Raw genomic sequence first — 13,704 nt, 5'->3', positions numbered from 1 at the left:
CTTGATTCAATGATTAAACGTGACGACGGTTGTCTAGCGCGTAAGCCCCAGCGCCATGAGCGACAATCATCAAAAAGCCCCCAGCGATGGCAATGTTTTTCATAAACATCAGCATTTGCGTCTGATCGGCAAAGTCTGCATGAAAAATCGCGGCAGACACGACGCTAAAGACAGCAAGCGCCAGCGCAACCAAACGTGCTTGAAAGCCAACAACGATGGCAAGACCGCCCAGCACTTCAAGGGCAATCACAAGTGGTAGTAGCGCGCCTGGGATACCCATCGCTTCCATATAGCCTTGAGTCCCTGCGTAGCCTGTCACCTTATTGAGGCCTGAGACAATGAAAATCAATGCCAGTAACAATCGCCCAACAGGGGCGCTCAGTGCTTGTAGTGGTGTCATCGGTGTCTCCATAAAGACCGTATCGGGGTCAATGCTTATTTAATGTCACCATTTTAATTGTTGATAAAAAATAGATAAACATGAATAATTGCAAATGTAAGTTCTGATATGGAGAACAATCATGGGGCAACTCGAGGACATGGCGATGTTCGTGCGTGTGGTTGAAGCGGGCAGCATCACCAAAGCGGCAGATCAGCTGAACATCGCCAAATCGGCGGTCAGTCGCCGTTTAAAAGATTTGGAGACGCGCCTTGGCATTCAGCTTATGAGCCGTACCACGCGGCAATCGAGCTTGACCGAAGCGGGCATGCGCTACTATCAACGCGCCAGCAATATTCTGGGCGCGGTCGATGCGCTCAATGAGCAAACCAGCGGCATCAAAACCAGCATCGAAGGCACGCTCAAGATGACCGCGCCGCTATCGTTTGGGCTGATGCATCTTAGCGGCTTGATAGACACGTATGCCAGCGCGCACCCGCAGCTGAAGATTGAGCTGGACTTTTCAGATCGGCGCGTGGATTTAATCGAAGAAGGCTATGAGCTGGCGATTCGTATCGGTGAGCTGTCCGACTCCAGCGCCCAAGCCAAGCGCTTGACGCCCATACGCTTTGCGCTGTGTGCCAGTCCCGACTACGTGCGCAAGATGGGTGCACCAAAGCGCCCAAGTGACCTATCCACGCACAGCTTTTTGCAATATGGGCTCAGTAAAGCCACTGACCTAACCTTGATAGATGCACAAAACCGCACGCACAAGGTCAGCCTAGATTCCAAAATGAAAGCCAATAACGGTGAGTTTTTAAGAGATATGGCGGTTAAGGGGCACGGTATCATTGCCGCACCGACCTTTATCGTGTATGAGACGCTGGCACGCGGTGCGCTGGTGTCTGTGCTGCCTGAGTATCATCTGCCAACACTAAACGCCTATGCGGTATACCCAAAAAATCGATTCTTATCGCAGCGCTGTCGATTGCTGATTGACTTTCTTGCCGAGCGTTTTGGCGATGCGCCGTATTGGGACACGTTCACAGCGCCGCAATCTTAATTTCAGAGGAGAGGATAGCCTAAGGGCGTAAAAAAACGCCTATCACACAAGTGACAGGCGCTATGTATACAGACAGATACCCGCAGGCTTAGCTTAAAATCAAGCTGTCGTCTTCGACCTTTTCGCCGCGCGTGCGCTCAAACATATTGAGCAAGTCATTGACCGTCATGCCTTTGCGCTCTTCACCAGCGACATCGAGCACCACTTGTCCCTGATGCAGCATCACTGTACGCGTGCCGTGGGTTAGGGCTTGATGCATAGAGTGGGTGACCATCATGGTGGTCAGCTGATTGTCATGGACAATCTTGTCTGTCAATTCAAGCACGAAGGCGGCGGTTTTTGGGTCAAGGGCGGCGGTGTGCTCATCGAGCAGCAAGATTTTGGACGGCTGCAAGGACGCCATCAACAGGCTCACCGCTTGGCGCTGACCACCTGAGAGCAGACCCATACGGTCGGTCAAACGGTTTTCTAGTCCTAATTTGAGCACCGAGAGCTTTTCGCGGAACAGCTCACGGTTGTTGCCATTTAGAGCAAAGCTCAAGCCGCGTTTGCCACCGCGCTTGTACGCGAGCGCCATGTTTTCTTCAATGGTCAGCGCCTCGCACGTGCCCGCCATCGGGTCTTGGAAGACTCGCGCTACCCAGTGCGCACGCTGATGCGCGGTTTTTTTGGTGACATCAATACCGTTTAATAAGATTGAGCCACTATCGACACGCGTCGTACCACTGACGGCATTCAAAAACGTCGATTTGCCCGCGCCATTGGTACCGATGACGGTCACAAACTCGCCATCAGCGATATTTAAGTCAATGCCGCGTAGGGCAGGGTTTTCGATGGGCGTACCAGGGTTAAAGGTGAGACGTAAGTCTTTGGCTTGCATCATGGTTACGGTTCCTTATTCTCTTTAAATTGGTGACAAAGCCTGCGTTAGACGCGCATCTTTCGGCTCAAAACTTTGGATTTTGCTTTGGGCAATACCAAGGCAAAGACAACCAGTAGCGCCGTCACCAAGTTCAAGTCTTGTGGACCAAAACCAATACTGCGCAGTACGTTGCTCGATAGCGCCACCTGAATAAAGAGTTTGTACAAAATAGCACCGATAATAACGGCAAGCGTGATGAGCCAAATGCGTTTGGCAGGAATGATGGTTTCACCAATAATCACCGCCGCCAGACCGATAACGATGGTACCGATACCAATCGAGATGTCCGCGCCGCCCTGTGTCTGTACGAACAGACCACCTGCGAGCGCAATCAGACCGTTAGAGATGGCCATACCAACCACAGTCATGCGTGAGGTATTGATGCCTTGCGCCTGTGCCATACGTAGGTTTGAGCCTGTTGCACGCATCGACAGCCCCGACTCGGTGTTATAAAACCAATCGAGCATCAATTTTGCGACCAGCACCACCGCACCGATGACGATACAGCGCATCCACGCCCCATTGCTGTCGGTCACAAGACTGCTAAAGACGGTCGTCTCCCCAAGTAAGGAGAGGTTGGGCGCATTCATGATACGCAGGTTGACCGAGTACAGCGCGACCATGACCAAGATACTGGCGAGCAGCTGCAAGATACCCAGCTTGACGTGTAGCCATGCGGTCACGATGCCCGCCACTGAGCCTGCCAGCATGCCAAACAAACACGCAAGCCATGGGTTAACCCCAGCAACGATAGACACAGCGGTCACTGCGCCACCTAAAGGAAAGCTACCATCGGCGGTCAAATCAGGAAAGTCGAGGGTGCGAAAGGAGATAAGTACCCCAAGCGCAACCAAACCGTAGATCAGACCACTCTCAAGCGCCGCAAAAAAAGAGATTAAAGACATAGGACATCAATACATCATAACCTAGCATGGTCAGCGGGCGGCTCACTACTACAAGGCGCAGGCTGACAGACTACTGGGTGGTAAATTTAACAGATACAAGCATCTGCAGTTAAAGTAAGACCAGCGCTGGGTGAGCGCTGGTGTGTGACTGCTATCGAGTACAAAAGGCATCAGCACAGAGGCTGTTGGCTGTTCAGTACGGCAGCAAAAGGGTGCTGCTGCCGTGCAGTAGGGGTTATTCTACCACTTCTTTGGCTTTATCAATAACCGCTTGTGGTAAGGTCACCCCTTGTGACTGTGCATTTTTTGGACTGACGTACAAATCAAGCTTTTGCGGGGTGTAAACAGGGATGTTGCCTGCTTTTTCACCTTTTAGGATTTTACCCACGATTTTACCTGTTTCGCGTCCTAGGTCGTAGTAGTTTACGCCGAGTGCTGCCACCGCGCCACGCTCAACTGAGCTGGTGTCTGAGGCGATTAATGGGATTTTGCCTTCTTTTGCCGCTTGGAACAGTGACTCATAGGCAGATACCACGTTGTTGTCGGTTGAGGTGTAAATCATATCGACTTTACCCTGCAAGCTACGCGCCGCCATAGCAATATCATTACTACGCTGGGCGGGCGCTTCGTGGACTTGAATGCCCATCGGCGTCAGTTTTTCTTTTAGATTTTTTAGCGTGATGGTGGAGTTCACTTCACCTGGGCTATACACGTAACCGACGTTCTTTAGATTGGGGATAATCTGACGCATCAGCTCGATTTGTGGCTCGTACGGTAGCGCGTCTGATGCGCCTGTCACGTTGGTGCCTGAGCCGTCAAGTTTCGGTACCAGCTTGGCTTCTACAGGGTCGGTGACCGCTGAGAATACGATAGGAATACTGTTGGTCGCCGCTGCCATAGACTGCGCTGATGGGGTGGCAATCGCAACGATAACGTCAGGGTTGTCGGCGACGAACTGCTTCGAAATCTGTCCTGCGGTTGCGGTATTGCCCTGCGCGCTTTGGAAGTTGATGGTGAGGTTTTGCCCTTCGGTAAAGCCTTCGTCTTTTAGCTCATCAATCACGCCTTTGCGTACGCTGTCTAAGGCAGGGTGCTCAACGATAGCGGTGATAGCAACCGTTTTGGTATCGGTAGCGCTGCCTTCTGCGGCGGCGGTTGTCTCCGCGCTGCCATCGTCTTTAGCAGGCTGGCTACAGCCAGTAAGTACGGCCGTACAGATGCCGCCCCATAATAATGCTTTAGCAAAACGTTTTTGGTATAACATGAGTCTGACTCCTAAAGAGTAATGGTAAGCGGGGGCTATCCTAGCGCACCCTATAGCGAATTATTTTTTGTCAGTGCTGCTTGGGGTGTCATCAACATTGATGGCGCGGTCCAAAATATCTTTTGACAAGCTGACGTTTTGGGCGCGCGCGTGTTCAGGACTGACGTACAAGGTGAGGGTGTTCATCACGCTTGGCTTGATGGTATTGACCGCTTCGCCATTTAAGATGCGATAAACCATCTTGCCTGTGGTGCGACCAAAGTTATAGTCATTGACCCCAAGAGCAGCGGTTGCGCCGCGGCGCACACTGAATTCATCGGAGCTGACGATAGGGATTTTTAGCTCGTTGGCGGCTTGTGTCATCGCTTCGAATGCCGAGGCGACGTTGTTGTCCATCGAGGTGTAGATGATATCCGCGCGCCCTTGTAGGCTGCGCGTTGCCATACCGATATCGGTTGGGCGGTTGGCTGGCACGTCAAGCAGTGACAGACCGCGCTTGGGTAGGGCTTCTTTTAGGCGGTCGCGTAGGGCGACAGAGTTGGCCTCGCCTGGGCTGTATACATAGCCAACGGTCTTAGCGTCAGGCTTGATTTGTTGCAACAAATCAAGTTGCGGCTCTAGTGGCAGCTGGCTGGATAAACCCGTTAGATTGTCCTGAAACGGCGTGCCGTCTGCATTGAGCAGTTTGGCCGCGGTTGGGTCAGAGACAGCAGTATATACCACAGGAACCTGCTTGGTGGCTGCGACTACCGACTGTGCCGACGGGGTCGAGATAGCCACGATGGCATCAGGCTTATCCCCTGCAAACTGCTTGGCAATCTGCCCTGCGGTCGCGGTGTTGCCTTGCGCGCTTTGGAAATTTACCGTGAGGTTTTCGCCCTCAGCATAGCCACTGTCTGCCAGCTCGTCCACGATACCACGGCGAATATCATCGAGCGAGGGGTGCTCAACGATTTGGGTAATGGCAAGGGTCTTTGCGGGCTTGCCACTGTCAGTAGCAGGTTGCTCAGTGCTGCTGGTCTCAGAGGTGGTGTCTGAACAGCCGACCAGTCCTAAGGTACTGATGGCGCTAAGGGCAACACTATAAAGACTCAGACGTAGCGTGGTGGCAATGATCATGATAATGGGCTCATAGGTTAAAAAGTACAAAGTCGGACAGCGGCGCGCGCCATCACCGAGATACAAAGGTTATCAGTCGATAAATAAACCAGCTATATTATGACAGCACTGTCATATATCGCAATAAAAAAATAAACTCGATGCGTCACGCAAACTTTTGGTTATACCAAAAAAGACGCCACGAGGACGTCTTTTTAAAGTCACTATAAACAATATGTTAAGCGCTAGATAACTCGCTAACTAAGCGAGCGTATCGCCCACAGCTGCCGCATCAGGCAGCGTAATTACGGTCAATCCTGTTTTTGGGTCGCCTGAGGATAAAATCATGCCCTCAGAGATGCCAAATTTCATTTTGCGCGGCGCAAGGTTGGTCACGCAGATGACCTTTTTGCCTTGCAATTGCTCAGGCTCATAAAACTTGCGAATACCGCTAAACACGTTGCGCGTCTTGTCTTCACCAACATCAAGGGTGAACTGTAGCAGCTTGTCCGCGCCCTCAACGTGATTACACGCAAGCACTTTAGCCACTTTCATTTCGACTTTGGCAAAGTCTTCGATACCGATATAGTCGCCCGCGTCTGCATTATCAGCAGACTTTGCGTCCGCCTTTTTATCTTTCGCTTTATCATCGCCTTTTTTGCTGTCGTCTTTTGTGGTCTCAGCAGCGGCAAGTGAGGCTTTAGAGTCGTCAACCATCGCGTCGATAGATGTTTTTTCGATACGCTGCATCAATGGCTTAAACTTATTGATTTGATGACCCAGCAGCCACTCGCTACGGCTGGCAAAGCTCAAATCGTCTAGGTTTAGGAAGCCTTTGGAATTTTCGGTCAGCTCAGGCAACACAGGCGCAAGATAGACCATCAACTGACGGAAGATATTGATAGCGACCGAGCAGACGTCTTGGACTTCTTGCTCCGTGCCTTCTTCTTTTGCCAGTGACCACGGTTTTTTGGTGTCGATGTATTCGTTTGCCTTGTCCGCACACTGCATAATCAAACGCATAGCGCGTGAGAACTCACGGTTTTCGTACGCGGCGGCGATGTCGTCACCTGTTTTGGTGATGTCTTCTAATAGCGCAGGTTCAGCGCACGTTTCTGACAATTTGCCGTCGTATTTTTTGACCAAAAAGCCCGCGCTACGGCTGGCGATGTTGACCACTTTACCCACAAGGTCAGAGTTCACCTTTTGCATAAAGTCTTCTAAATCAAGGTTAATGTCTTCGACCTTGTCCGACAGCTTGCTGGCAAAGTAATAGCGCAAGTATTCAGGCTGTAAGTGCTGGGCATAGGTGTCCGCTTTGATAAACGTACCGCGTGATTTGCTCATTTTTTCGCCATTGACCATCAAAAAGCCATGAGCAAAAACGCCTGTTGGCGTGCGCAGTTCGCTACCTGCGAGCATGGCAGGCCAAAACAGCGCGTGGAAATACACGATGTCTTTACCGATAAAATGATAAACCTCGGTTTTATTCTCATTCTCTTGCGCCCAGTAGCGGTCAAAATCGAGCGCCTTGTCCGTGCCCGCACGCTTGTCGCACAGATTTTTAAAGCTCGCCATATAGCCGACAGGCGCATCCAGCCACACATAAAAATACTTGTCTGGCTCATCGCTTGGGGTGTCAGGGATTTGGAAACCAAAATACGGCGCGTCACGCGAGATGTCCCAGCTGGCAAGACCAGAGTCGAACCACTCTTGCAGTTTATTGGCAATAGACGGCTGCAAACGGTCGGTGCTGCGAGTCCAGTCTTGCAAAAATTGCTCAAACTCAGGCAAATCAAAGAAATAATGCTTTGACGTTTTGAGAACAGGTGTCGCGCCTGAAAGGGTTGAGCGCGGGTCTTTTAGCTCAGTCGCGTTGTAAGTTGTGCCGCAGACTTCGCAGTTGTCGCCGTATTGGTCTTCAGCGCCACATTCAGGGCAGGTGCCTTTAACAAAACGGTCGGCTAAAAACAGCTTTTTTTCAGGGTCGAATAATTGCTCGACGTCTTTGGTGCTGATATGACCTGCGCTGTTCAAACGGCGGTAAATCAATTCTGAAAAGTGCTTGTTTTCTTCTGAATGGGTGGAATGATAATTGTCAAAATCAATCAAAAATTTGGCAAAGTCGGCTTCGTGTGCCGCTTTGACATTGGCAATTTGTGCTTCTGGGGTGACACCGTTGTCTTCGGCTTTGAGCATGATTGCCGTACCGTGCGCATCATCGGCGCAGACGTAGGTCACCTGATGCCCTTGCGCCTTCATTGCGCGTACCCAAATGTCCGTTTGGATGTATTCGACAAGATGCCCCAAATGGATATCGCCATTGGCATAAGGTAAGGCACTGGTTACTAGAATCTCACGCACTTTCATCACCTATAATAAGAATAAAAGAATAAAAAATGGTTTGCGCCGCCGTGCTCTTGGCTGTCCATAACAAATTTATGCTGATGGCTAAAAGACCGCGTACGTCCCAAAAGGCTAAAAATTGGCTCTATGATACCGTAAATCAGACGGATTTTGGTTACTGACTAACAAATTCTACTGACGCGCGCTGTCGTGATGCAGCTGACAGGCACCAAACCAACCGTGATTGATGCAAAGGCTTATGCCACGGTAAAAAAGATAGCGCCGCGTGCTCGATAAAAAGTCTGCGCTGTCCGCACCAACGAGACGGTAAGTACAGACAGGCATTGTGGTTTTTTTATACCCTCAATTGGGCTACACTAGGCACATTCTTGCGCGCCGCACGATTCTGGCGCGTCACGCACTTATAATACGAACCACATAGCGATAGCCCATCATGTTTGATTTTATGAAAAAACGCGGCAACAAGACCGACATGCCGCACGATGCTGAGATTGACCAGCATATTGACACTGTTTTATTAGACTACCAAGTCGCGGGTACGAGCATCGCGCAAATGCTTACGGGACTTGAGCGCAACGGGAACGAGCTGACGCTGGAGCTGCGTTTGCCTGAGGACAGCGAGCCTGAGCGTATCCAATCAGAGCTGGGTCAATTGTTAAAGCCGTATGGCATCCAAGTGATTCACATGAATGTGCGCTTGCAAGCTGCCAAAAAAGGCGCAGGTCATAGCCTACCAAAGACCACCAACGCCATGCCGCAATCAAGCGATCCGCAAGACGAAAAAGCACCCATCACCAAAGGCGCGCCCAAGCAAAGCGACATCGCCGCGCATCCGCGTATTCGTCATATCATCGTCGTTGCCTCAGGCAAAGGCGGCGTGGGAAAATCGACCACCACCGTGAATATTGCCTTAGCATTAAAGCAGTTGGGGCATCGCGTCGGTGTCTTGGATGCCGATATTTATGGTCCAAGTGTGCCGAGCATGCTGGGCGTGGCGGATAAGCGCCCTGAACTTGAGAACGAACAATTCGTACCGATTGATGCGCATGGCATGGCGATGCTGTCTATCGGCAGTCTGCTTGGGCAAGACAACACCCCTGTGGCGTGGCGTGGACCAAAAGCCACGGGCGCACTGATGCAGCTGTTTAACCAAACCAACTGGCCACAGCTTGATTATTTGGTCATTGATATGCCGCCTGGTACAGGGGACATTCAGTTGACCCTAGCGCAGCGCATCCCCGTCACAGGCGCAGTCATTGTCACCACACCGCAGCACATCGCTTTGTTGGATGCGCAAAAAGGCATCGAGATGTTTAATAAAACGAATATCCCTGTATTGGGCGTGGTCGAAAACATGGCGCTACACACTTGCAGCAACTGCAACCATACCGAAGCCATCTTTGGCACAGGCGGCGGCGAGCGCATCGCTGAGCAGTACCACGTGCCGTTACTTGGGCAGCTGCCGTTAGCCAGTGGTATCCGCGCTCAGGTCGATAGCGGTACGCCGAGCGTGTTAGCCAACGATGAATTTGCTGAGTATTATGTCAATATCGCAAAAAACATCGAAAGCAATATTGATAAATTTGCCAAGCCAAGCGATGAGACGCGTATTTTTTAAGCGCGTTTGCTAAGCTGTCAATTTTTCGGACAATTTCGTATAATCACTGCCACTTTATATTTACAAAGGAATACCCATGTCTATCAAATCTGACCGCTGGATTCGTCAAATGGCCACCGAGCATGGCATGATTGAACCGTTTGAAGCGGGACAAGTGCGATTTAATGAAGCAGGAGAAAGACTGGTCAGCTACGGCACCTCAAGCTACGGCTATGACGTGCGCTGCGCCCGTGAATTTAAAGTCTTTACCAACGTACATTCTGCCATCGTGGATCCAAAGAACTTTGATGACAAAAGCTTTATCGACATCGTTGGTGATGAGTGCATCATTCCGCCGAACTCGTTTGCACTGGCACGCACCATGGAGTACTTCCGCATCCCGCGTGATGTATTGACCATCTGCCTTGGCAAATCGACCTATGCGCGCTGCGGCATCATCGTCAACGTCACACCGCTAGAGCCTGAGTGGGAAGGGCACGTCACGCTAGAGTTCAGTAATACCACCAATCTGCCTGCGCGTATCTATGCGGGCGAAGGCGTGGCACAGATGCTGTTCTTCCAAAGTGACAAAGACGACGTCTGCGAGACCAGCTACAAAGACCGTGGCGGCAAATACCAAGGACAACGCGGTGTGACCTTGCCGCGTACGTAATATGCCAATGATATTTTAAAAACAAAAAAGCTGGACGTATCGTACGCCCAGCTTTTTTATTGGTCTTATTTTTATACAGTGGCTAGGGCGTGTCATCATTTAGATAGCGAGGCTTAAAATGAGATAAATCGTAGTCAAACAAGGAAAAAATTGCAGAGAATATAGGTATATTCACAAGATTTTTGACGCTGTTTGGCAAGATTTAGCCAGTTTAAGACCGCTAAATGATTTCATGGGCTAATTGATGACACGCCCGATATTACTTCAATACCTTCAAACCTGCTTTGTTGTCACGCTTTGGTTTATTGGCAGGGGTGCTGCTTTCGTCTGCTTCTGGCGTATAGTTGGCGTATTCACTTGGGTCAAAAAACATGCCTTGCTGATTTTCTTTGGCATAGATACCCATAACGGCTGGCATCGGTACCCAAATCTCCCGCGACACCCCACCAAAACGCGCATTAAAATGAATAAAGTCGTTTTCAATGGTCATGTTGCCTGTTGCACGGCTGGCGATGTTGAGCACAATGCGCCCTTCTTGTATGTGCTCGACGGGCACACTGACATTCGGTAAGGTCGCATCGACCATCAGGTACGGCGTCAGCTGATTGTCTTCAATCCATTGATACAAGGCGCGCACCATATAAGGGCGGGTTGGGGTGACAGTGATATTCTCACTCATAATCGGTGTCCTTCGTTATCATTATGATGGTTACAAGTTTAACATTAGCGAATGCTTTGCTTGAAGCTATCGCGCTCAAACAGCCGCGTCATATACTCATAAAGTGGGCGACTGATGGCACGCGGCAGCACGATGTCCATAGACTCCAAGCGGTACAATAGCGGCGCTAAAAGCACATCGCACCAGCCAAAAGTATCGGCCATAAAATACGATTTGTGCGCAAACAGTGGCGATAGAGTAATCAACGAGTCGGCGAGCTGTTTGCGTGCCTGTGCGGCGCTTTTTTTATCAAAGCTGTCAGGGTGGGTAAGCAGCTGCCGTCCCAGCGCGAGCCAATCGTGCTGAATACGCCAAGCGAGCTGGCGAAATTGGGCACGCGCTTTTGGCGTGTCGGGCAATAGCTTGTGGCTGTGGTAGCGCTCTTCTAAATACTCAAAAATCACATTAATCTCGTATAACGAGACTTCGCGCTGCTGTAATACAGGCAAGGTGTGATAGGGGTTCAATTCGGTCAAATCTTCGGGGCGCTCAGAATGCAGGCGCGACAGATAGTATTCCAGCTGTTTTTCTTCTAATAATAAGCGCACCACATGACTGTCGTAACCGTCATCGGCATACAAAATCAGTTGACTGCTGGGGATGTCATTGGCGTCAATCATGAAAGCCTATTATTGTTGTTAAAGAGTGCCATCGTAAACAATGTGCCCCGCATTATCAAGGGAGCAAGCGTAACCAGCCCTTGTACAGCGCTTATTTTGCCTATAAAAAAAGACGCTACCGAAGTAGCGCCCTTAATCTTACGATACATACCGTATCGGGTCTTATTTGATGTCTTTCCAGTACTCTTTGTTAAGCAGATATACAGGGATGAGTAGCACCAATAAGAACAAGATGACAAAGAAGCCAATCACTTGACGGTCATGACGAGAAGGCTCGCCCATCCACGCCATAAAGTTGACCAAATCGCCGACTTCGCTACGGAATTCTTCTTCACTCAAGTCTTGCTGCAAGTTGTTCAACACGTGCGGCATAGCAGCATTTTTAAGTACCAAGTTGTTCGCGCCCCAAGGACGGCTTGGGTCTTCGTAGAATGACAACAGGTAAGTGTATACCCAGTCATCACCACGCAGACGCGTCTCAAGTGACAAGTCAGGCGGTGCAGCACCGAACCATGACGCCTGAATCTCAGGATCAATCTCAGAGTCGATGTGGTCACCGATTTGGTCGGTAGTGACCATCAGGTACTTTTCGACCAGCTCAGGTGGAATCTCCAAATCTTTGGCGATGCGTGAATGACGTACGTACTTGGCTGAGTGACAGCCAGCACAGTAGTTCATAAACAGCTTAGCACCGTTTTGTAGCGAGCCTTTATTGGTAAAATCAACAGGCGCTTCGCTACACGCCAAATGGACGTCTTCACCTTCAGCATTGGTGAATGTGCCACAGCCGTGACCGCCTGCTGCCATTGCGCTACTTGAAAACAAGGTCAATGCCGCGCCTAAGCCCAAACCAGCTAAGGATTTTGTGAGCATGTTCATCAGTGACCTCCGGTAACGCGTTCTGGTGGCTGCTTACACTTCTCAATCGCAGTGTAAATAGGCATCAGTAAGAAAAACAAGAAATACAGGACAGTAAAGACACGCGCCATAATCGTAGCGGTCGGTGTCGCAGGTGTCGCACCTAGGTAGCCTAGAACGATAAAGCTGATCACGAAAATCGTAAGCGCAATCTTAGACAAAATACCTTTGTAGCGAATCGAGCGTACTGGCGAGCGGTCTAACCATGGAATGATAAACAATACCGCAATCGCTGCACCCATCGCAATGACCCCGCCAAGCTTACTTGGAACGGCACGCAAGATGGCGTAGAACGGTGTGTAGTACCATACAGGCGCAATGTGTGCTGGGGTTTTTAGTGAGTTGGCAACCTCAAAGTTTGGTGGCTCAAGGAAGAAACCGCCACCTTCTGGGAAGAAAAACACCACGGCAAAGAAGAAGATGAAGAACACCACGATACCAACCATGTCATGCACAGTGTAGTAGGGGTGGAATTCAACGCCATCTAAAGGCACGCCATTTTTGTCTTTTAGCTTCTTGATGTCGATACCATCAGGGTTGTTTGAGCCCACATGGTGTAGTGCAACCAAGTGCATAAATACCAAACCAACGAGCACCAGTGGAATCGCAACCACGTGTAGCGCAAAGAAGCGGTTTAGGGTAATGCCTGAGATGATATAGTCACCACGTACCCATTCAGCAAGACCATCGCCAATCACAGGCAGTGCTGCTGGCAAGTTCAAGATAACCTGCGCACCCCAGAATGACATGTTGCCCCAAGGAAGCAAGTAACCGAAGAAGCCTTCCGCCATCAATGCCAGATAAATACCCATACCGATGAGCCAAATCAGCTCACGTGGCTTTTGGTACGATCCGTACAGTAGCGCGCGGAACATATGCAAGTACACGACCACGAAGAACGCTGATGCGCCTGTAGAGTGCATGTAACGAATGAGCCAACCGCCTTTTACATCACGCATGATGTATTCAACAGAAGCGAATGCCCCTTCTGCGCTGGGATTGTACATCATGGTTAGCCAAATACCAGTCACCAATTGGTTGACCAATACGACCATCGATAATACGCCAAAAAAATACCAAAAGTTGAAATTCTTTGGTGCGTAATATTTTGACATATGGTATTCGTAGGTTTCGGTGGCAGGAAAACGCGCATCCACCCAACCCATTAATTTTTTGCCCA

At 50.2% G+C, this 13,704-nt stretch carries 13 protein-coding genes; 3 read left to right on the top strand and 10 right to left on the bottom strand.

Annotated features, from left to right (window positions below):
- Nucleotides 1-13: 13 nt before the first annotated feature.
- Entirely contained in the window at nt 14-400 is a 387-nt protein-coding gene (locus JMW05_RS02450; protein ID WP_201503826.1) for a DoxX family protein, read from the bottom strand.
- Nucleotides 401-521: 121 nt separating this feature from the next.
- On the opposite strand from JMW05_RS02450, the gene JMW05_RS02445 reads away from it, so the two are divergent.
- Entirely contained in the window at nt 522-1,442 is a 921-nt protein-coding gene (locus JMW05_RS02445) for a LysR family transcriptional regulator (protein WP_201503825.1), read from the top strand.
- 88 nt (nt 1,443-1,530) lie between these two features.
- On the opposite strand, the gene JMW05_RS02440 is transcribed toward JMW05_RS02445, so the two are convergent.
- From JMW05_RS02440 to metG, 5 genes are all read right to left on the bottom strand, one after another.
- A complete protein-coding gene (locus JMW05_RS02440; protein ID WP_201503824.1) occupies nt 1,531-2,325 on the bottom strand; it encodes an ABC transporter ATP-binding protein in 795 nt (264 codons plus the stop codon).
- Between the two features lie 44 nt (nt 2,326-2,369).
- Nucleotides 2,370-3,269, bottom strand: coding sequence for an ABC transporter permease (locus tag JMW05_RS02435; protein ID WP_201503823.1), 900 nt, complete (start codon nt 3,267-3,269; stop codon nt 2,370-2,372).
- A gap of 235 nt (nt 3,270-3,504) precedes the next feature.
- Nucleotides 3,505-4,533 carry an ABC transporter substrate-binding protein gene (locus JMW05_RS02430; protein WP_201503822.1) on the bottom strand — a complete coding sequence of 343 codons (1,029 nt, stop codon included), beginning with the start codon at nt 4,531-4,533 and terminating at the stop codon, nt 3,505-3,507.
- Nucleotides 4,534-4,593: 60 nt separating this feature from the next.
- A complete protein-coding gene (locus JMW05_RS02425) occupies nt 4,594-5,652 on the bottom strand; it encodes an ABC transporter substrate-binding protein (protein ID WP_201503821.1) in 1,059 nt (352 codons plus the stop codon).
- Between the two features lie 240 nt (nt 5,653-5,892).
- Complete coding sequence (metG, locus tag JMW05_RS02420) at nt 5,893-8,001, bottom strand: methionine--tRNA ligase (protein WP_227691412.1); 2,109 nt, start codon at nt 7,999-8,001, stop codon at nt 5,893-5,895.
- A gap of 430 nt (nt 8,002-8,431) precedes the next feature.
- Between metG and apbC the strand changes: the two genes are divergently transcribed.
- Both apbC and dcd read left to right on the top strand, forming a co-directional pair.
- Entirely contained in the window at nt 8,432-9,616 is a 1,185-nt protein-coding gene (apbC, locus tag JMW05_RS02415; RefSeq protein WP_201503819.1) for an iron-sulfur cluster carrier protein ApbC, read from the top strand.
- Between the two features lie 76 nt (nt 9,617-9,692).
- Nucleotides 9,693-10,268, top strand: coding sequence for a dCTP deaminase (gene dcd / locus JMW05_RS02410; protein WP_201503818.1), 576 nt, complete (start codon nt 9,693-9,695; stop codon nt 10,266-10,268).
- Nucleotides 10,269-10,527: 259 nt separating this feature from the next.
- Here the strand turns inward: dcd and JMW05_RS02405 are convergent, their stop codons facing one another.
- From JMW05_RS02405 to JMW05_RS02390, 4 genes are all read right to left on the bottom strand, one after another.
- Complete coding sequence (locus JMW05_RS02405; RefSeq protein WP_201503817.1) at nt 10,528-10,947, bottom strand: ClpXP protease specificity-enhancing factor; 420 nt, start codon at nt 10,945-10,947, stop codon at nt 10,528-10,530.
- 44 nt (nt 10,948-10,991) lie between these two features.
- The gene (locus JMW05_RS02400) at nt 10,992-11,606 is read right to left on the bottom strand and encodes a glutathione S-transferase N-terminal domain-containing protein (RefSeq protein ID WP_201503816.1); all 615 of its coding nucleotides are present in this window, start codon (nt 11,604-11,606) and stop codon (nt 10,992-10,994) included.
- A gap of 162 nt (nt 11,607-11,768) precedes the next feature.
- Nucleotides 11,769-12,485 (bottom strand): cytochrome c1, encoded by a 717-nt coding sequence (locus tag JMW05_RS02395; RefSeq protein WP_201503815.1) that lies wholly within the window; start codon nt 12,483-12,485, stop codon nt 11,769-11,771.
- Nucleotides 12,485-13,690, bottom strand: coding sequence for a cytochrome b (locus JMW05_RS02390; protein ID WP_201505491.1), 1,206 nt, complete (start codon nt 13,688-13,690; stop codon nt 12,485-12,487). The genes JMW05_RS02395 and JMW05_RS02390 overlap by 1 nt, the downstream gene beginning before the upstream one ends.
- Between the last annotated feature and the right edge of the window lie 14 nt (nt 13,691-13,704).

Source organism: Psychrobacter aestuarii, from assembly GCF_904846035.1.
Classification (GTDB): domain Bacteria; phylum Pseudomonadota; class Gammaproteobacteria; order Pseudomonadales; family Moraxellaceae; genus Psychrobacter; species Psychrobacter aestuarii.
This window is presented reverse-complemented; position numbering and strand designations above follow the sequence as displayed.

What these genes read in the sequence shown, in the direction of transcription:
- JMW05_RS02450 (WP_201503826.1), bottom strand. Translation starts at nt 400, where the DNA reads ATGACACCACTACAAGCACTGAGCGCCCCTGTTGGGCGATTGTTACTG.
- JMW05_RS02445 (WP_201503825.1), top strand. Translation starts at nt 522, where the DNA reads ATGGGGCAACTCGAGGACATGGCGATGTTCGTGCGTGTGGTTGAAGCG.
- JMW05_RS02440 (WP_201503824.1), bottom strand. Translation starts at nt 2,325, where the DNA reads ATGATGCAAGCCAAAGACTTACGTCTCACCTTTAACCCTGGTACGCCC.
- JMW05_RS02435 (WP_201503823.1), bottom strand. Translation starts at nt 3,269, where the DNA reads ATGTCTTTAATCTCTTTTTTTGCGGCGCTTGAGAGTGGTCTGATCTAC.
- JMW05_RS02430 (WP_201503822.1), bottom strand. Translation starts at nt 4,533, where the DNA reads ATGTTATACCAAAAACGTTTTGCTAAAGCATTATTATGGGGCGGCATC.
- JMW05_RS02425 (WP_201503821.1), bottom strand. Translation starts at nt 5,652, where the DNA reads ATGATCATTGCCACCACGCTACGTCTGAGTCTTTATAGTGTTGCCCTT.
- metG (WP_227691412.1), bottom strand. Translation starts at nt 8,001, where the DNA reads ATGAAAGTGCGTGAGATTCTAGTAACCAGTGCCTTACCTTATGCCAAT.
- apbC (WP_201503819.1), top strand. Translation starts at nt 8,432, where the DNA reads ATGTTTGATTTTATGAAAAAACGCGGCAACAAGACCGACATGCCGCAC.
- dcd (WP_201503818.1), top strand. Translation starts at nt 9,693, where the DNA reads ATGTCTATCAAATCTGACCGCTGGATTCGTCAAATGGCCACCGAGCAT.
- JMW05_RS02405 (WP_201503817.1), bottom strand. Translation starts at nt 10,947, where the DNA reads ATGAGTGAGAATATCACTGTCACCCCAACCCGCCCTTATATGGTGCGC.
- JMW05_RS02400 (WP_201503816.1), bottom strand. Translation starts at nt 11,606, where the DNA reads ATGATTGACGCCAATGACATCCCCAGCAGTCAACTGATTTTGTATGCC.
- JMW05_RS02395 (WP_201503815.1), bottom strand. Translation starts at nt 12,485, where the DNA reads ATGAACATGCTCACAAAATCCTTAGCTGGTTTGGGCTTAGGCGCGGCA.
- JMW05_RS02390 (WP_201505491.1), bottom strand. Translation starts at nt 13,690, where the DNA reads ATGGGTTGGGTGGATGCGCGTTTTCCTGCCACCGAAACCTACGAATAC.